Origin of the sequence: Mesorhizobium sp. WSM3224 (genome assembly GCF_000427725.1) — a bacterium.
Classification (GTDB): Bacteria; Pseudomonadota; Alphaproteobacteria; order Rhizobiales; family Rhizobiaceae; genus Mesorhizobium.
Genome location: NZ_ATYO01000018.1, coordinates 14,923 through 32,009, shown reverse-complemented (window position 1 = coordinate 32,009; position 17,087 = coordinate 14,923). Strand labels below are relative to the sequence as shown.

Annotated in this window: 16 protein-coding genes; 6 read left to right on the top strand and 10 right to left on the bottom strand. The window is 61.4% G+C overall.

Features of this window, described 5'->3' with window-relative positions; translation table 11 throughout:
* Positions 1 to 54: 54 nt before the first annotated feature.
* Positions 55 to 1,815: a thiamine pyrophosphate-dependent enzyme gene (locus YU3_RS37300; protein WP_036259360.1), complete on the bottom strand. Its 1,761-nt coding sequence runs from the start codon at positions 1,813 to 1,815 to the stop codon at positions 55 to 57.
* Between the two features lie 16 nt (positions 1,816 to 1,831).
* On the opposite strand from YU3_RS37300, the gene YU3_RS0123600 reads away from it, so the two are divergent.
* Both YU3_RS0123600 and YU3_RS0123595 read left to right on the top strand, forming a co-directional pair.
* On the top strand, positions 1,832 to 2,854 hold the full coding sequence (locus YU3_RS0123600) for an alpha/beta hydrolase (protein ID WP_245273630.1): 1,023 nt from the start codon (positions 1,832 to 1,834) through the stop codon (positions 2,852 to 2,854).
* Between the two features lie 389 nt (positions 2,855 to 3,243).
* Positions 3,244 to 3,507 (top strand): hypothetical protein, encoded by a 264-nt coding sequence (locus YU3_RS0123595; protein WP_027168549.1) that lies wholly within the window; start codon positions 3,244 to 3,246, stop codon positions 3,505 to 3,507.
* A gap of 393 nt (positions 3,508 to 3,900) precedes the next feature.
* On the opposite strand, the gene YU3_RS0123585 is transcribed toward YU3_RS0123595, so the two are convergent.
* Entirely contained in the window at positions 3,901 to 4,482 is a 582-nt protein-coding gene (locus tag YU3_RS0123585) for a hypothetical protein (protein ID WP_027168548.1), read from the bottom strand.
* A 21-nt stretch (positions 4,483 to 4,503) separates the two neighbouring features.
* Positions 4,504 to 5,232, bottom strand: a complete 729-nt coding sequence (locus tag YU3_RS0123580; protein ID WP_027168547.1) for a DUF4142 domain-containing protein — start codon at positions 5,230 to 5,232, stop codon at positions 4,504 to 4,506.
* A gap of 324 nt (positions 5,233 to 5,556) precedes the next feature.
* On the opposite strand from YU3_RS0123580, the gene YU3_RS0123575 reads away from it, so the two are divergent.
* Together YU3_RS0123575 and YU3_RS0123570 are read left to right on the top strand one after the other, a co-directional pair.
* The gene (locus tag YU3_RS0123575) at positions 5,557 to 6,204 is read left to right on the top strand and encodes a hypothetical protein (protein ID WP_027168546.1); all 648 of its coding nucleotides are present in this window, start codon (positions 5,557 to 5,559) and stop codon (positions 6,202 to 6,204) included.
* A 297-nt stretch (positions 6,205 to 6,501) separates the two neighbouring features.
* Complete coding sequence (locus tag YU3_RS0123570) at positions 6,502 to 6,729, top strand: hypothetical protein (RefSeq protein WP_027168545.1); 228 nt, start codon at positions 6,502 to 6,504, stop codon at positions 6,727 to 6,729.
* Positions 6,730 to 7,140: 411 nt separating this feature from the next.
* On the opposite strand, the gene YU3_RS0123565 is transcribed toward YU3_RS0123570, so the two are convergent.
* The 4 genes from YU3_RS0123565 to YU3_RS39595 all read right to left on the bottom strand — a co-directional run bounded on the left by YU3_RS0123565 (position 7,141) and on the right by YU3_RS39595 (position 11,380).
* Positions 7,141 to 9,447 (bottom strand): FdhF/YdeP family oxidoreductase, encoded by a 2,307-nt coding sequence (locus YU3_RS0123565; RefSeq protein ID WP_027168544.1) that lies wholly within the window; start codon positions 9,445 to 9,447, stop codon positions 7,141 to 7,143.
* Positions 9,448 to 9,604: 157 nt separating this feature from the next.
* Positions 9,605 to 9,883 (bottom strand): hypothetical protein, encoded by a 279-nt coding sequence (locus tag YU3_RS0123560; protein WP_027168543.1) that lies wholly within the window; start codon positions 9,881 to 9,883, stop codon positions 9,605 to 9,607.
* A gap of 73 nt (positions 9,884 to 9,956) precedes the next feature.
* Positions 9,957 to 10,964 (bottom strand): ATP-dependent DNA ligase, encoded by a 1,008-nt coding sequence (locus YU3_RS0123555; RefSeq protein ID WP_027168542.1) that lies wholly within the window; start codon positions 10,962 to 10,964, stop codon positions 9,957 to 9,959.
* Complete coding sequence (locus tag YU3_RS39595; RefSeq protein WP_084508254.1) at positions 10,958 to 11,380, bottom strand: GFA family protein; 423 nt, start codon at positions 11,378 to 11,380, stop codon at positions 10,958 to 10,960. The genes YU3_RS0123555 and YU3_RS39595 overlap by 7 nt, the downstream gene beginning before the upstream one ends.
* A gap of 177 nt (positions 11,381 to 11,557) precedes the next feature.
* On the opposite strand from YU3_RS39595, the gene YU3_RS0123550 reads away from it, so the two are divergent.
* On the top strand, positions 11,558 to 12,166 hold the full coding sequence (locus tag YU3_RS0123550) for an isochorismatase family cysteine hydrolase (protein ID WP_027168541.1): 609 nt from the start codon (positions 11,558 to 11,560) through the stop codon (positions 12,164 to 12,166).
* Positions 12,167 to 12,175: 9 nt separating this feature from the next.
* On the opposite strand, the gene YU3_RS0123545 is transcribed toward YU3_RS0123550, so the two are convergent.
* Entirely contained in the window at positions 12,176 to 12,616 is a 441-nt protein-coding gene (locus tag YU3_RS0123545; RefSeq protein WP_027168540.1) for a PPC domain-containing DNA-binding protein, read from the bottom strand.
* A 325-nt stretch (positions 12,617 to 12,941) separates the two neighbouring features.
* Between YU3_RS0123545 and YU3_RS41345 the strand changes: the two genes are divergently transcribed.
* The gene (locus YU3_RS41345; protein WP_348631184.1) at positions 12,942 to 13,109 is read left to right on the top strand and encodes a hypothetical protein; all 168 of its coding nucleotides are present in this window, start codon (positions 12,942 to 12,944) and stop codon (positions 13,107 to 13,109) included.
* A 30-nt stretch (positions 13,110 to 13,139) separates the two neighbouring features.
* Here the strand turns inward: YU3_RS41345 and YU3_RS0123535 are convergent, their stop codons facing one another.
* Both YU3_RS0123535 and YU3_RS0123530 read right to left on the bottom strand, forming a co-directional pair.
* The gene (locus YU3_RS0123535; protein WP_027168539.1) at positions 13,140 to 14,234 is read right to left on the bottom strand and encodes an FAD-dependent monooxygenase; all 1,095 of its coding nucleotides are present in this window, start codon (positions 14,232 to 14,234) and stop codon (positions 13,140 to 13,142) included.
* Positions 14,235 to 14,538: 304 nt separating this feature from the next.
* Positions 14,539 to 16,995, bottom strand: a complete 2,457-nt coding sequence (locus YU3_RS0123530) for a membrane-bound PQQ-dependent dehydrogenase, glucose/quinate/shikimate family (protein WP_027168538.1) — start codon at positions 16,993 to 16,995, stop codon at positions 14,539 to 14,541.
* Positions 16,996 to 17,087 lie beyond the last annotated feature (92 nt).

Sequence of the window (17,087 nt, the reverse complement as noted above, 5' to 3'; positions counted from 1 at the left end):
CTTCCTCAACTCTTCAGCCAGCCAGAGAGACGGAACCGCGGGCCCGCGGCCGCGTCATCCCTCGGCCTCCATCATGGTCTTGGCCGGCTCGCGCGCGACGTTCTGCTCGATTCGTTCGTGCCCTGGAGTCCGCGCCAGCGCGTTGCGGAAATTCTTAGCGTAGTCGGGCGGCATTCTCGGCGGCATCATCGGCTCGTAGGCATCGACGAGCGCCTGGATGACGATCGGCCCATCAGCGGCAAAGGCTTCGTCGAGAACGCGCTCCACCTCGTCGGCCCGCTCGATGCTGAAGCCTTTGCCACCCATAGCTTCGGCGGCCTTGGCAAAATCTATCGGCTGCAATTCGCAGCCGAATTGCGGATTGCCGAGGAACATCATCTGCTCCCAGGCGATCTGGTTCAGCATGTTGTTCTTGATGACCAGCAGCTTCAGTGGAATGCCGTAACGCACGGCCGTCGAGAACTCGCCGAGTTGCATGGCAAACCCGCCATCGCCGACAATCGCCGCGATCGGCCGGCCGGGAAACGCAATTCCGGCAGCGATCGCGTAGCTCAGTCCGCAGGCCATCGAAGCCAGCGTGCCAGAAACGCCGAACGCCTGGCCCTGGCGAAGATCGACATGGCGCGCCGCCATTTCGGTGTTTTGGCCGGAGTCGGTGGCCAATATCGCATTATCGGCCAAGCGTTCGCCAAACGCCCGGGCAACGAGTTGCGGCTTGAGCGGATGGGCCTGGGCGTCTTCCGACTGGCGCATCATCTCTCGCCATTCCCGCATGGAGGTTTGCGCCGCCGCGAGGAATGCGCCGTCGGCCTTGCTTTTGAGGCGCCGGTTGAGCGCCCGAAGCGTCTCCGTCGCCTCGCCGACGAGGCCCGCCTCAACGGGGAAGCGCAAACCGATGCGTTGCGCGTCGCAATCTATCTGAACGCCACGAGCCTGCCCCGGCTTTGGATAATATTCGATGTAGGGGAAGGTCGAGCCGACGATCAGAACGGCGTCGCAAGTCTCCATCGCTTCCTGCGACGGCAACGTTCCCAAGATACCGATGCCACCAGTGGTGTAGGGATGGTCGTCCGGAAGCACCGCCTTGCCGAGCAGCGCTTTGATGATCGGAGCCTGCAGCAGCTTCGCGGTTTGCTCGAGTTCTGCCGCGGCGCCAAGTGCACCGCGCCCCGCCAGGATCGCCACGCGCTTGGCGCCGTTCAGGATGGCGGCCGCCTTGTCCAATTCCTCATCCTCGGCAACGCAGTGAGGGACAAACATGTCCTGTGGCGTATGCGCGGGACGGTTGCGCTTGGAGCGCTCGGCGGCATCGGACGGCTGCTCCTGGATATCGCTGGCGATCGAAAGATGGGCAACGCCCCTGCGGGCCAGCGCGGTGCGGCAGGCAAGGCTTGCCACGTTCTCCATATGCGCCGCGTCCGAGACCTGCACGTTGTAGACGGCGACGTCGTTGAAGACGCGGGTCAAGTCGACATCCTGCTGGGTGAACGTCTCGATCAGATCGTGGAACTGCATCCCGGTAATCGCGAGGACCGGAGCCTGATCGAGCTTGGCATCGTAGAGCCCTGTGAGAAGGTGGGCGCCGCCTGGTCCCGATGTGGCGAGACACACGCCGAGCCTTCCCGTCCACTTGGCATAGGCGCAGGCCATGAGGGCGGCGGACTCCTCATGACGCACCTGAACAAAGGAAATTTTGTCCTGGTTTTTCCGCAAAGCCTCCATAATGCCGTTGATGCCATCGCCGGGCAGACCGAAGACGACCTCAACGTTCCAGGCAATCAAAGTGTCGATGAGAATTTCCGCTGCATTTGACATGGTGAGGCTCCGCTGAATGCCTTCCGAACCAGCAGCGCTGCGGTTGGTTCCTTCAAATGGCAGAGAGCCCGAACTGCGGGAACAAAGCCGCCGTCAGCAAGGTTGGGCGGGGGTGGAGATCGGAGTGGAATCCATGGAGGTTTCCTTTTGCGATACATCGCTTCTGCGGATCGCCTATCTGAGCGGCGGGCCGGAGGATGGCCCGCCGGTACTGTTTCTTCATGGCTGGCCAGATGACGCAACGACTTTCGCGGACATCGTGCCTTCCGTCCAGGCCGATGGTTTCCGCACCGTCACGCCTTGGCTGCGCGGCTTTGGAAAGACCATCTTCCGGTCGAACGAAACAATGCGCTCGGGCGAAATTGCCGCGATGGCGCAGGACACAATTGATTTGGCCGACGCTCTTGGGCTCGGCCGCTTTGCTGTCGTCGGCCACGATTGGGGCGCGCGCATTGCGTACCTGCTCGCTTCAGTGCTCCCCGAGCGCATAACGTGCTGTGCAGCGCTCTCGCTGGGGTGGCAACCCGGTCTGCCGGCGACTCCGCATTTAGAGCAGGCAATGGCTTTCTGGTACCAATGGTTCATGGCAACCAGGCCGGGGGAAGAAGCGGTTCGAGAGCACGGTCGGGCCTTTGCCCGTTTCCTGTGGGATACCTGGAGCCCTGCGGGATGGTTTGACGACGAGAGTTTCAACAGCGTTGCGAAATCCTTCGAAAATCCCGACTGGGTCGATGTGACGCTGCATTCCTACCGCGTACGATGGGACGAGGCGAAACCCGATCCGTGCTATGCCGAACTGGCTCGCAAACAGATTTCTGCAAACACAATCGCAGTGCCGACTTTGACGCTCCACGGCGATGAAGATCGTGTCGTGCTCGCCACTTCCTCGGAAGCCAAGGGGCGCTATTTCAGCGCCAGCTACGATCGCCGGCTTTTGGCCGGCATTGGTCATTTCCCCACTCGGGAGGCACCCGAGCAGGTGCTGGAAGCGATACGGGAATTTCTGGCAGCCTTCGCGCAAGGCAATGCGCCAGCATAGACCTGATCTCCAAGATGGCATGGTCGTTGTCCGTATCGAAAGGAAAAGAATGAAAGCTGCAATCCGAAGCCTGCTCGCCGAAATCGTCCCGGCATGGTTCCGGCACAGAGAGGCCAAGACTCCCGATGCCGCACAGGGTCGAGGGTCGGCGAACTCCGTCAAGATGCGACAGCAGGTCCAAGAGCAAACGCCTCCGACGAAGACAGAGCAGCCGACCCCAACTTCGCGAAATGGCGGTGGGGATGATTGATGCAGTCGTTCACCGGGATTGCTGCTGCCAGCTGGCGATTCCCGTTTGATCGAGGGAATCCATGCTCAGGAACAAGAAAGCTCAGGTGTGGTTACTCTCTCAAAGGATGGTGAGCGAGCCGGCAGTCACGGAGGCCGATATGAGCGACGCACTGAAAACCACAAACCATGAGGTGATCCGGGCATGGATCGAAGCGCGGGAAGGGCGGCCGGCCGTTGCGGGCACCTCAGGCAAGGGCGCCATCTTGCGCGTGGATTTCGGCGAAGCGGATGAGGAACTGCAACCCGTCGAATGGGAAGAGTTCTTCAGGATAATGGACGCCAGTAATTTGGCATTCGTGCATCAGGACATGACGGCGGATGGCGCCACCAGCCGCTTCAACAAATTCGTCGAGCGTGACTAGGGCAATTCCAGGAAAAGTGTGAAGCGGTTTTCCTTCCGGAATTGCGTCAAAACAAAGAGATAGAGCGGTTCGCCGTTTCCGTGAAACGGGTCTGGGTACCCCGCGGGCAGCTCGGAGTGGCCGTGATCACTGATTGCCCGGCATCTTGTTGCTGTCTTGCGGATTCTTGTTTATGCCGGCCGCGGAGATGTGTCCTGGGGCGCGTTTCCGCCCTGGTTCTGCTCGGGCGTCCGCTTCACCGGCGCCGTCGGCCAGCCTTCTTCGACGTAGACGAACGCCCAATAGCACGCCAACAGAATCACCACAGGCAGCATCAGCGGCAACAGCACTCGCCTTACGCCGGCTTCCTCATTCGCTGCGCTAGCGGCCGGCCTTTCCCAGCGGACGCAATAATCATCGGTCGCGGCGCGCGATACCGCGATCGACGTCCTCAGCTCGGGAACCCGCCGTATCAAATCCAGTCCAACCGCCTGCTTCGTATTCGTTCCGCCGCTCGGCGACGTCCACTGATCTGGAATCGCGGAGAATCCCTGCGACCTGCGGAGCAAGATCGTCATCGACGCGAGCGGTGACCAGCGTACCGCCCCGGCGAACGCCTTCGGCATAGACATCGCCGTCGTTCTCCGACACGCCGCCGTCCGTCAAGGCTCCGACGATGCCGCCGGCCGCCCCGCCGACCACTGCGCCGGCGGCCGCGCCAGCAGCGGTCGCCGCCAGCCAACCGGCCGCCACGACCGGGCCGACACCAGGTATCGCCATGGCGCCGAGACCGGTCGCCAAGCCCCCCGCGCCACCCACCACGGCACCTATCCCGGCTCCGCTGGCTGCATCCGCGGCAGCAGGCGAGGAATGCCGGCCGTCAGCATTGTTGGCGACGATGCTGAGATCGGATGTTGGCACTCCCATGGCCTCCAACTCGCCCACGGCATCGGCGGCATCGTCGTAATCGTCGAACAACGCGGCAATGGTTTGCATCGTGATGACTCCTGTTGATAATCACTGTTGGCCGGCAAAGACGTTGCCCTGATAATCCAGCGCCACAGAGATGCTCTTTCCGTTCTTCTTCGCCTGACCTCGCCAGACGCCCTGGCTATCCTTGGCGAGTGAAGAGACATCCGCGTAGCCGGCGTCCTGAATGCGGGTTATTGCCTGCGTTTCAGTGAAGCTGTTGGCGCCGGGAACGGGCGCGGGCGGTTTGGGCGTGGAAGCCGACTTGATTGCCGGCATGCCTGCATTGGCCGCCGCGATCTTCTCGATCATGTCCTGATGCATCTTCAGTGTCGGCAAAGTCTCTGCCGCGAATGCCTTCAGACTGGGATTGTCGCCGTCCTTTGCATAGGATTGGAAGAGGTCCACCGCATCGGCGTGCGCGCCGCGCTGCATCTCGACGTAAGGCTGATCAAATCCCTTCGTGGTGTTCTGCAGTCTTTCCAGATCGGTCTTATGGGCTGTGTCGGGCTGAGCGGGCACTTGCAGCTTCTGCTCACCGGCGATCTTTTTGAGTTTCTCATTCGCCGCGCCGTAGTCGGCAATCATCTTCTCGGCAAAATTCTTGACCTGCTGGTCCTTGGCTCTGTCCTGCGCGATCCTGCTTGAATCCACCTCGAACATTCCGCCGATGGCGGCCTTGTTGACAAAGGTCTGCGCGTTGTCGGTGGCAACCGCCGGAAAAGCGAGCGACGCCGCAGCGATGGCCAATGGCGCAAGAGTTGTCCGCATTGTCATAACTCAAGCTCCTTTGCTCGATGGAGGAGAGCCGAACAAATGTCTCTCGGCAATGTTCCAATCGCGGCCGTCGAAGTTGGGATGACACTGCCCCCTTTGGGTTCGTTCAAGGGATCCGTCCGACCCGACTCTCTCTGAACGATTCTTTTCGTTGGCTCCCGCGAGGCCCTTGGCCGCGAACGCCAGCTGTAACCCGGCGTCTGCCGACCTTCCGCTTATTCTGCCGATGCACCAATTCAGCAAGTCGGCGGCGAGGCCGCCGAGTCGCTGCATGGAACAAAATTGGCGACGCCCTGTTCGACATCAGATGTGCGAAGCAAACTGATGTACGCATGGTTGGCGGACAAGGCGGCCCTGATGTCGGCTTTTGCCAGTATAGGCATGCTGGTCATTTGGTCTGTTTATCTGCACATCTTCTGGCGAAGCCACCAGCGTCGAGGAACGCCAAAGCTCTTGATCAATTGGGGCGAAGGGCGAGAGTTATCCGCGCGATGCTTCGTCACCAACATGAGCGAAGGAGCAGTCTTCATTCAAAGCGTCATCGTCGATCTGGAAACGCCGCCCAGCCACCATCGCGTATTCATCTCCGATGCCGAAGATCTTAGGAACTCCAGGACGCCGTCTGGCTGGAAGCACATGACGCGCCAGGGCCCAGTCGGTCCTGGAAAACTCGTCGACATGGGAAGCTTCGAAGGCATTCTGGCGTACGCGCTCCATGAAAAGGCGGGGGATAAAAGCACGGGCGAGAAGAATCTCGAGGAATCGAGTTTGGGTCGCAAGATTCACCAGTTCGAAATCACGATCATTGGAATGTACGGTTCGGAAGATGCGTTGATAGGTGCGTCCCGCCGGTTTGAGATCGTCCGCGCCCGCGGCAAGGCATGCTTACGATCCGCGACCGTAGAGACACGCCAAATAGTCTCGGCTCGAGAGCGCAAACAGCTGGCCAAGGAAATTGCGGAGCAACTGTGACGTGGCGCGAATGGCAAGTCCCGCCAGCAGCGCATCATGTTTATTCAAAGCCTCACCTGATCACAGTGGGCCGACGCAACTCTGAGGTTTTGGCCTGCAATGCTCCGTTCGGGGGGAACAGTCTCCCCTGTTGCGGGTTAGCAGAGATACAGCTCTCAGCGGAGAGATACAGCAGTCGGTCTGCGCCGATCGCGTATCGCCCACCCTATGTGCTGCAAATGGGCCACGCGCCCAACTTGGCATAATGGCCAAGGATCCGATCTGGAACTGTTTTTGAACACCGCGAAGGAGAACGCCATGTCTAATTCTCGCAGCGGTGCGCCAGGCACCGTCGACCAGAAGCCACGTTGGGAAGGCCCGCAGGAAAATCGACCTCCCGGCTATCTCCCGGCGGAGGACAACCCGAACGAAGATCGCGATGCCGCCGGCGAGAATTTGAAGGACCCCGAAAAGAGCGATCTTGGTGATGCCATGAAAACGAAACGGGGCAAACACCAGCCGACCGCGCCAGACGAATCCGAATAGACCTATGGGGTTCCACGCGGACTCTCAGCACTGCTCTTATTAAAGGAACGTTTCTACCCTCTCTCGGTTGGCTCAACAACAGCAACGTGGTTGCTGGAGAACGACCTTTAATGGGAAGCCAAAGCCATGTTCGGCACCGATATGGCTGTTCATTGTCGCCGGCGGTCCGCTGATCCTCCCTTGCGATCATCTACCCCTTCATGAGCCGCCGCAGAAGCCCGGCTGAACGGCGCGAGAGCGACCGAGCGACCGAGCGCCTGTACCGCGAGCGAAAGGACTAGCGCGCAATTGCACCAAGCCAGTGTTTCCGCGCAATTTCCCAGATCAAATGGCAAAGACTGCTCTCGCGGAAATGAGTTCTGCCAGAAAAACCAAACTCGCAGATCGGGCCTGGAGTGTAGTGCCTCAGCGTCATTCGGGCATCACCACGCGCACCGGCACCGACTTTGCCGCCGGCACATGTGCCTTTTCGGCACGGTGCCATAGCGGAATGAGCGGATTGAGCTCGGGATAATAGCCGGCGCAATCGCCGCGCGGAATTGGATAGGGGGTGACGCGCAGTCTGCGCACACGGCGCTTAACATTGTCGCCCGCGGCGGATTCCAGATCGATCTCCTGTCCGTCGCTAAGGCCCATCCGCCGGATATCGTCTTCGTTCATCATGAGCACCATGCGTGTTCCGTCGATGCCGCGCAGCCGGTCGCGATAGCCGTAAATCGTCGTGTTGAACTGATCGTTGGAACGGACGGTGATCAGCGTCAGCACGTCCGATCGCGACGCGTCGATATCCGGATCCGTCTCCAGCATTGTCGGCGGCTTGAAGTTCGCCTTCTTGTTGGGTGTCTGCCACACTCGCTTCGAGGCCTTTATGTCGCGGTGAAATCCGCCCGGCGCCAGGAAGCGTTTGTTGAAGTCCCTGAAGTGATCGGGGTAGCAACGTTCGATCTCGTCCCTCACACGCGAATAGTCAGCCACCCACTCATCCCATGGTATCGAGCTCTTTGCCGCCACCGTCGCCTTGGCGAGCTCGGCGACGATGCGGGGCTCGGAGAGCAGGTTGGGTCCGACCGGCGGTCGGGAGCCGAAGGAGCCATGGATGCAGGCCGTGGAATCCTCCACGGAGACGTGTTGCTCACCGCTCCTTTGCACGTCCTTTTCGATCCGCGAGAGACACGGCAGTAAATAGGTGACGGCTCCCGGTATCAGGTGGCTGCGGTTGAGTTTCGTTGCGATCTGGACATGTAACCTCAAATGCCGCCACGCTTCCTCGACCAGCCCTGTTTCGGGAACGGCGCGCACGAAGTTTCCACCCAGTCCGATGAAGGCCTTCACCGACCCGTCGATCACGCCTTCGCATGTTTCGACGGTGTCGCGCCCTTTCTCGCGCGGCGGCTCGAAGTTGTAGAATTCGGCGAACTTGTCGAGCGGGACCAATTCAGGCTTCTCCGAGATGCCGACGGTTCGCTGGCCCTGAACGTTGGAGTGACCGCGAAGCGGCGACACGCCGGCGCCTTTCTTGCCGACATTGCCGCGCATCAGGAGCAGGTTGCAGAGCATATGGACGTTCTCGGTCCCGTGCCGGTGCTGCGTTAGCCCCATGCCGTAGTTGCCGATGACCGCCGAGGCCTTGCTGTAGATGTCGGCTACATGTTCGAGATCCGCGCGCGCAATGCCGGACCGGGCTTCGATCCTTTGCCACGGTGTGCGGCGCAGATAGGCCTCGAACTCCTCGAAGCCATGCGTGTGTTCTTCGATGAAGGCGATATCGAGGACGCGCGGGGCACCGGTCTGTTTCGCGGCGTCATCAAGAGCCAGCACTGCTTTCGCAATGCCGGTCATCGCCGCAATGTCGCCGCCACCGCGAATCTGGTAGAAGTCGCTGGACATCCTGGTGCCCGGACCGGGCGAAAGCATCTCGACGGGATTCTGCGGATTTTTGAAGCGCTTCAGGCCCCGTTCCGGCAGCGGGTTGAAGGTGATGACAGGGATCCCGCGCTGGCGCGCTTCCTCGATCGGATGAAGCAGTCGCGGCGCGCTGACGCCGGTGTTGTGGCCGAAGAAGAACATCAGGTCGCAACGGCTGAAGTCCTCCAACTGGACCGTGCCGACCGGTGAGCCGATCGACTCGGGCAATCCAACCGAGGTCGACTCGTGACACATGTTGGACGAGTCCGGCAGATTGCCCGAGCCATAGATGCGCGCGAATAGCTGGTACATGAACGAGGCTTCGAGCGAGGCGCGGCCCGAGGTGTAGAAGACGACGGATTTAGGATCGAGCCTGTTGAGTTCCGCGCCGATGTCGCGGAACGCCGTCTCCCACGCTATTGGCTCATATTTGTCGGTGACCTCGTTGTAACGCATCGGCTCAAGCAGCCGGCCCTGTTTTTCGAGATCGTGATCAGGCCAGTCGAGCAGTTCGTTGATAGGATGCGCGGCGAAGAAGGCCGGGCCGCAGCACCGTTTCGTCTGGTCCCACATCGTGGCCTTGGCGCCGTTCTCGCAAAATTCGAACGGCCGCGGCTCGGCGGGCTTCGCCCAGGAACAAGAGACACACATGTAGCCATCGGCTTTGTTCTGCTTGAGCAGCGTGCTCCAGATGCCTGACATCAGCAGACCTTCACCGCGCGCCTTGCGGATCAGCGACTTCAGAGATCCCCATCCGCCGGTCGGATGGTTGTACTTGTAGATTTCAACATGGTCGGTGGTGGAAGGGCTCATGGTGGAGCTCTGCTTGCTATTACTTTGATCTTCAACCCGTCCGGGTCCAACATGTTCCGGTGCCGGCGAACCCATCAGCCGCATTCAGGTCGCGCGCGATGACCTGCCAACAGGCGCCAAGATGCCTGGATAGTCACGGCTGGGCGGGCGCCATCAGCTATACCTCGTCGAAGCGGCTGCCTTCCTTGGACGGATCGCGCGACAGCACGCGTTCCTCCTCGTCGTCGGGCAGGGCCTCGTCGCTCTCCTGATCGGGGTTGTCGTCGTCCTCCTCGGGCAGGGCCCCCTCGGTCTCCCGCAGATCCGGGCCGTTCTCGGTGACCACGCTGTCGGGAAGCACCTTGTTGCCTTCGAAGGAATCCCAATCCTGCTGTTCGATGGTCGGCGCTTCGGTTTCTTCCTGCTTTTGGGATCGCTGCCTGTTGCGGGGGGCCATGTCGTTCTCCAACATCCAATGACTGCTCCTTTCAGGAACCGCACCGGCGACAGATTGTTCCGGCAAGTCACTGCTACGCGATCTGCTCGAAGGTGCATTGGCGCGGCGCCTTGTCGGGGCGCCAGCGCAGCAGCCTGGTACCATGCCGGAAGCGGTTGCCGGTGACATGGTCGAAGCGGACCTCGACGACCAGTTCCGGCCGGACCGGTTCCCATTCTCCGCTGCGGTCCGTGCTCCAGCGGCTCGGTCCGCCCGGCGCCTTGCCGGTGAAGCCCAGCCCGCCACGTAGCTTTTCGAGCTTTTGCGTCAGCACTGCACGCTCGTCATTGGCGATGGTCGATGTGAAGCCGACATGATCGAGCAGACCACTGTCATTGTAGAGGCCAAGCAGCAGCGACCCGACTTGCCTCGTGCCGTTCAGATGGCGGAAGCCGCCGACCACGCAGTCGGCCGTGCGCAGGCGTTTTACCTTCACCATCGCGCGTTCGCCCGGCCTGTAGGGATCGTTGAGCCGCTTGGCGACGACACCGTCCCCGGAACCGCTGCCGGCGTCCTTCAGCCATCTGTCGGCTGTCGCAAGGCTGGTGGTTGCAGGCGAGAGGCGCAAGGCCTTGGACTGGGCCTTGGCGACGAAATCTGCAGCTGCATCGCGCCGATCCTGCAAGGGCAGCTCGATCAGCGACTGTCCGCCCGGGCCGGCGAGCATGTCGAAGAGCACCAGTTGCGCGGGTGTTTCCCGACTGAGCTTGCGGATACGACTCTCCGCCGGATGAAGCCGCATCTGCAGCGCGTCGAAAGAGGCATGCCCCTCGATCACGATTTCGCCGTCGACCACGAATTCGGTCGCTGTGAGCGCGCTCAGAGCCGCGATCAATTCAGGAAAATAGCGGCCAAGCGGTTTGCCGGATTTTGCCCTGAGGTCGACGGTCTTGGCATCTTTGAAGGCTAGGCAGCGGAAGCCATCCCATTTCGGTTCGTACTGCCAGGGGCCATTGTCCCACGGCAATGCCTCCGCCGTACGCGCCTCCATCGGCTGCGTGCTCAAGGGCAAGGGAAACTCGACGCCGGAAGCCGCTACCATCGCTCTGCCGTATCGAGATGAGGCAGGTCGGTGCCGCAGCGAACCCAGCTGAGATGCTGCGATGATCCGTAGTTGTATTGCGGCTCAAGTTCTGCCGGATTATCGAAGGTTCCGACATGCAGTGCGATCTCGTTGACGACGGCGTCGCAGGCTAGAGTAAGCGGAGAGCCGTATTCCCCGCAGAAGCCGCGTTTGGCGAGAGGTGATGACCGCCGAAAGTAAGGTTCCTTGCCCGGCCAAGACACGCCGGCAGAAGGCAGCACCGCGAATGCGCTGTCAGTCGCACGCCTGCACATGTCGCAATGGCAGTAGTGCACGCGTGGATCGCCCATAACCCGATAACTGATTTTGCCGCATAGGCATCCGCCCGTTCGTTCGACGGCAGCGGCCCGGATGGCAATCTCTGCGGTATTCATCCGATTTGAACGCTCGGCGCGAGATGTGGTTTCCGACGGAACAGGCCTCAAGGCAACGCGTTTGTCCAAACGTTCAGAGGATCAGATCTTGAATCTCAGGCGCCGCTCGGGCTCGTCGAAATATGCGCTTCCCCACTTGGCCTCGCCGCGGCCGGGTCGAATCTGCCGGGGATTGTGATGGCGGCTCAAGGCTTGAGCTACGGGCCGCTTGGCAAGCACTGCGCGCATCTTTGCGTAGACATGCAACGACTATTCGCCGAACCCTCTGAATGGGCGACGCCCTGGATCACCAGGGTGCTACCGAGAATAGTGAGTCTGGTCGAAAGAAAGGCCGACCGAACGATCTTTACCCGCTTTATCCCGGCTGCAAGGGCAGGGCAGGGCGCCGGTACCTGGAAGCGCTATTACGAGCGCTGGGCCTCGATGACGATGGAGGCCATCGGTCCGGAGATGGTCGAATTGCTTCCGCCGCTGCCTGCATTCTGTCCGCCGGCGAAGGTGATCGACAAACATGTCTATTCGCCTTGGCCTGAGGGTAGGTTGCAGACCGAACTTGCCAATCGCGGGATCGATACGTTGGTGATCACCGGCGGTGAAACGGATGTCTGCGTGCTCGCCACCGTTCTGGGGGCGATCGACATCGGCTACCGCGTCATCTTGGTTACGGATGCACTTTGCAGTTCTTCTGACGCCACCCATGACGCGTTGATGACCGTATACCATCAGCGCTTTGCCCAGCAGGTCGAGACGGTCGAAATGGAGGTCGTGCTCTCGGCTTGGGATTGACGAAGGCTGTTATGAAGCCTCGAGGTCGATCAGTGCAATGCAAAGCTCGGAACGCTTCCTGCGGCGCAAGTGGCCGGGCGATTCCGGCACGGTAACTTCCAGCGTCGGCCGCACAAAGCCCTCCAACAAGTGACCGCCTCGCGTGGATCCGTCACCGAGGTCCGGCATGACGTGAATGTGAACGCTCGGCTTGTCCTCCTCGTCGACGGCAATGTCCCCAATCAGCTCAGCACCTCGCATTGCTCCAGGAATCTTGCGGTAGGATTTCGACTGAAAGTCGAACCAGCCGACCGTCGCCTTCTCAAAGGCGCCGATGGCCATCAGCGAGGCGTCGGCGATTCCCTCCTGACCCGCGAAAGCGGTAAGGGACGCGAAGGCTTCCTCGCCCGGATCGAGCACGATCACGAAGGTTCTTTGTCCTGAGGTTTCTGCGACAAGTTTCGACTTCATGATGCCCTGCCAAGGGAGGGAAGGACTGGTGCAAAACTCATAGCCACGCCGCATGTTCCGTACGTCCGTCGAAGCTTCGTGGCGCTACGGCTCAAAGCAGGAAGCCTCACACTTTGGTAAAGCGTTGCGGTTCTGCGCGTCCACTCGGAATACTGGCACGCTGAAAAGGGGGAATCCGCTCGGCGCTCTCGTGCCGACGGCGAGGCCGCCGACAACAACGAAGTCAAGCGCCGCTGTCGGGTCATGCCGGTAGCCTGCGGCTGGCCGAGAGCGGCCAGATCTCCAACATGGCGAGCCTTGTGCCGGTCAACGCCGAGACCTGCAGGTGATCCTGGTCTCGGAAGTTGGCCACGCGGTCAATCCTGCCGGCGTGAAGGGGCTTGGCGACCTGGGCAATGTCGGCACGGCCGCCGCCGTTGCAAGCGCGGTCTATCACGCGACCGACAAGCGTATCCGCGACCTGTCGATCAGGATCGAGCAGTTGATCACTTGAGCATGAGACGACGGTTGACCGCGCGCCATGCTACTCTTTCAGACCCGCGACGCGCTCGAGCAGCGGTCGCTGCAGGGCGGGAACCGCACCGATGGTCCGCGTGACGAGGTTGCGGAACATCTGGACGAAGACGTTGGTAGACTGCGCCGTCGACAGGATGCGTTCGCTAAGCTCGATCCAGCGATGCCCTACCGGCCGGCGTTCATTGGTATATCCGGCCAGTGTGCCATCGCCGAAACGCCGGGCGAAGGATGCGGCATCCTCGATGCCGAGATTCATGCCGCGGGCGCCAAGGGGCGAGTGGACATGCGCGGCATCGCCGCCGAGGAAGACGCGGGCGATCTGGTAAGATGACGCCTGCTTTGCCGGAATGTGGAAACGATCGGTGCGCAGCACCTGCGATACGCGATAATTGCCCGGGACATGCGCCAGCGCATCGGGCGTATTGGAGACCGCGCGAAAACGGTTGTCGCCGATCGGTATGATGAAGCCTACATCGCCGCTGCGCTTGAGGAAAGCCTGCGCCGCTCCCGGCTCGTAAGGCCAGGACGCGATCTCCGCATCCGTGATGCTCCATTGCCGCCTGTGGGTGTACCCCTCGAATTCGATGCCCGCGTACTTGCGGACCGAGCTATCGGCGCCGTCGGCGCCGAAGGCGATGTCGAAGCTATGCTTTTCCTCTCCACCGCCTCGCTTGATCCGGGCCTCCACCTTGTCGGTTTGCTGGGTGAGGCCAACCAGTTGCGTGCGCCATTCGACCGTGATGCCGAATGTCGCCAGCGTGTCTGCCATGATCCTTTCTGTATCGCGCTGCGGCAGCGATAAGAGGAAATTGTAGCGGTGCGGCAGCAGCGAGAAGTCGATTGTGACGAGCTCGCGCGTCTCCGCGTGGAAATGCGCATGGCGGACCTTGAGCCCGTCGGCGAGAAGTTTCCCGCTCACCCCGGAGGCTTCGAGAACATCCAGGCTATGCGCGCTGATGCCGACGGCCTTGCTGAGCGGCGTGGGGCCGTCCTTCTTGTCTATGATACGGGGGTGGGCGCCGCGCCGCGCAAGCTCCAAGGCGGCTGTCAGTCCCGTCGGGCCTGCGCCAACGATGAGGATGGAAGCTGTTTCTCGAGGCATGATCGTCGCCTTTCGAATTGGAACTGTTTTTTCCTACGCTGGTTTGAATGTCTAAGCGCGAGCTTACCCGATGTCCGATCGCAAGGCGCATTCTACGATAGAGAGACGTTCATGTTTCACATCGGCATGTGGATGGTGGTTGTCGCCGGCGTTCTCCTGATCCTGATTTTGATCTGGATGTATGTCCTCGCCCGACGCCGAAGCGCACGAGGGCGCAACGGAAATCGAGCAAGGAATGGACCGCATGGCGGCCGGACGAGCTAGCGGCTTCAGGCGTTTCGTAAGGCCTGCGGCCTCAGAGCGCTCATCCTGAAGGTAAAGCGTAGGCAATGACTTCGTCGCCGACCTTGGTTTCCATGAAGTGATGGCCGCCGGGCGCGATGACGATGTATTGCCTGCCATCGACCTCATAAGTCATGGGAGTCGTCTGGCCGCCGGCCGGAAGATCGGCCTGCCACACCGTCTTGCCCGTCTTGACGTCGATCGCCCGTAGCTTATTGTCGGTGCTCGCTGCGATGAAGATCAGGCCGCCGGCCGTAACCAGCGGGCCGCCATTGTTTGGCGTTCCAATGGTGAGCGGCAGCATCGATGGAATGCCGAACGGGCCGTTGTTGTTTGCGCTGCCGAGCGGCTCGTCCCACAGCGTCCTGCCGGTCTTGAGATCGATGGCGCGGATATGGCCATAAGGCGGCTTCGAGCAGAGTAGGCCCGTCGAAAGGCGCCAGCCGGCATTGACCGCGATGGCGTATGGCGATCCGGCCTGCGGGTCGCCGATGTCCTTCACCTTCTTCGGGCTGCCGCCCTTGTCGATCGGCCTGAAGCCCATTTCGTCCGCCTTCTTGCGCGGAATGAGCTGGTCGTAGTTCGGCATGTCGTTGTAGTTGGCGATCAGCACGCCGCTGTCGGTGTCGACGGCGACGCTGCCCCAGTCCGAACCGCCATTGTAGCCGGGATATTCGATGAAGGGACGATCGACTGTCGGCGGCGTGTACTCACCCTGATAGAAGGCGCGATGGAACTGGATACGGCAGTAGAGCTGATCCAGCGGGCTCATGCCCCACATATCCTTTTCGGTGAGCGCCGGCTGGTCGAGATGCGCGTAGCCGGAATAGGGCTGTGTCTTGGACAGCTTGTCAGGCTCGACGCCGCCCGAGGGAACCTTGCGCTCCTCGACCGGGAAGAGCGGCTTGCCGGTCTTGCGATCGAGGACGTAGATCTGGCCCTGCTTGCTTGGCACGATGATGGCCGCGATCTTGCCGGTCGCGGTCGGGAAATCGACCAGCGCCGGCTGCGAACCGAGGTCGTAGTCCCAAAGATCGTGATGCACAGTCTGAAAGTGCCAGACGGGCTTGCCGGTCGTGACATCGATGGCGACGATCGACGAGTTGAACTGGTTCTCGAAATCCTTGCGGTCGACGCCGTAATAGTCGACGGCGGCGTTGCCGAGCGGCAGGTAGACATAGCCGAGCTGCGGATCGGCCGCGGCGACCGTCCACATATTCGGCGTGCCGCGCGTGTAGGTATCGCCCTGAGGCGGCGCGCCGCTGCGATCGGGGTGCCCCATGTCCCAAGCCCAGGCGAGCTTGCCGGTGGTGGCGTCATAGCCGCGAACGACGCCCGAAGGCGCGTCCTCGGCCTGGCCGTCCTTGACCTGCGCGCCGACGACCGCGATGCCGCGCACGATGGTCGGCGGCGCGGTGACGGAATACCAGCCGGGCACCGTCTCGCCGATGCCCTGGTTGAGGTCGACGCTGCCTTGCTGGCCGAAATCCGAGCAGGGTTTCCCCGTCTTGGCGTCGATGGCGATCAGCCGGGCGTCCAGCGTTCCGAAGATGATCCTGGTGGCGCAGGCCTGATCGGCCTTCGCGCCTGGAACGGAAAAATAGGCCACGCCGCGGCAGCTCGCGCCGTAGGGTATGGCGTTGTCGGGCACCTTCGGATCGTAACGCCATTCTTGCGTGCCGTTGCGCGCATCGGCGGAAATGACGATGTCCTTGGCAGAGCAGGCATAAACATGGCCGCCGATTTCCAGCGGGGTGTTTTCGGGCGAGTAGAGGTCCTTGGTCGCCTCGTTCGGCATATCGCCGGTGTGGAAGGACCAGGCGCGAGTGAGCTTGGAGACATTGGCCGTCGTGATCTGGTTGAGTGGCGAATAGCGTGTGCCAAGTTCAGACCCGCCATAGACGGGCCAGTTATTGCCGGCCTGGTGGATTGCTGTGCCCTGCGACGCCGGCGCGCCGACCGATGCAGGTGGGGTGGACGTCGCCGGCGGTTGAGCAGGTTGCGACTGAGCCAAGGCGTTGATGTGGAAAAGGCTGAACGCCGCCGCGGCAATAACCGGCAGTAGCAAGCCCGTCGCATAGGCAGCGTTCCTGCTGCCTCGCCCTGTCACGCCGCGGAATGCGGGGATAGCCAGTAGAACGAAGATAAGGATGATCGTGGGGGCCAAGACACGCGGCAGCAGGGCCCAGCCGTCGAAACCGACTTCCCAATAAGCCCAGGCGATCGTCGCGAGCCATGTCAGCAGGTAAAGCCACGCGCCGGCGAGGTTTCCAGCCAACATCAGGATGCCTGCCACCAATAGCGCGATGCCGGTGGGGAAGTAGTACCATGATCCGCCAAGCGCGATCAGCCAGGCGCCGCCGCCGCCGATCAGGAGGCCGAGGATGATTAGTAGGGTGCCGACGAGAACGCTCCACCAGAAAGCGACGCCACGGTGGCGCACAGGACGATGAGCGGTGTCGGCAGCGATGTTGCTCATGGCGTTTTTCCAACGTGAAACAGATCGTGATATCTGGCGAACGCATGCGACCGGCTGTGGTTGCGGACTAAAATTGATGACCTGTCTCCGTG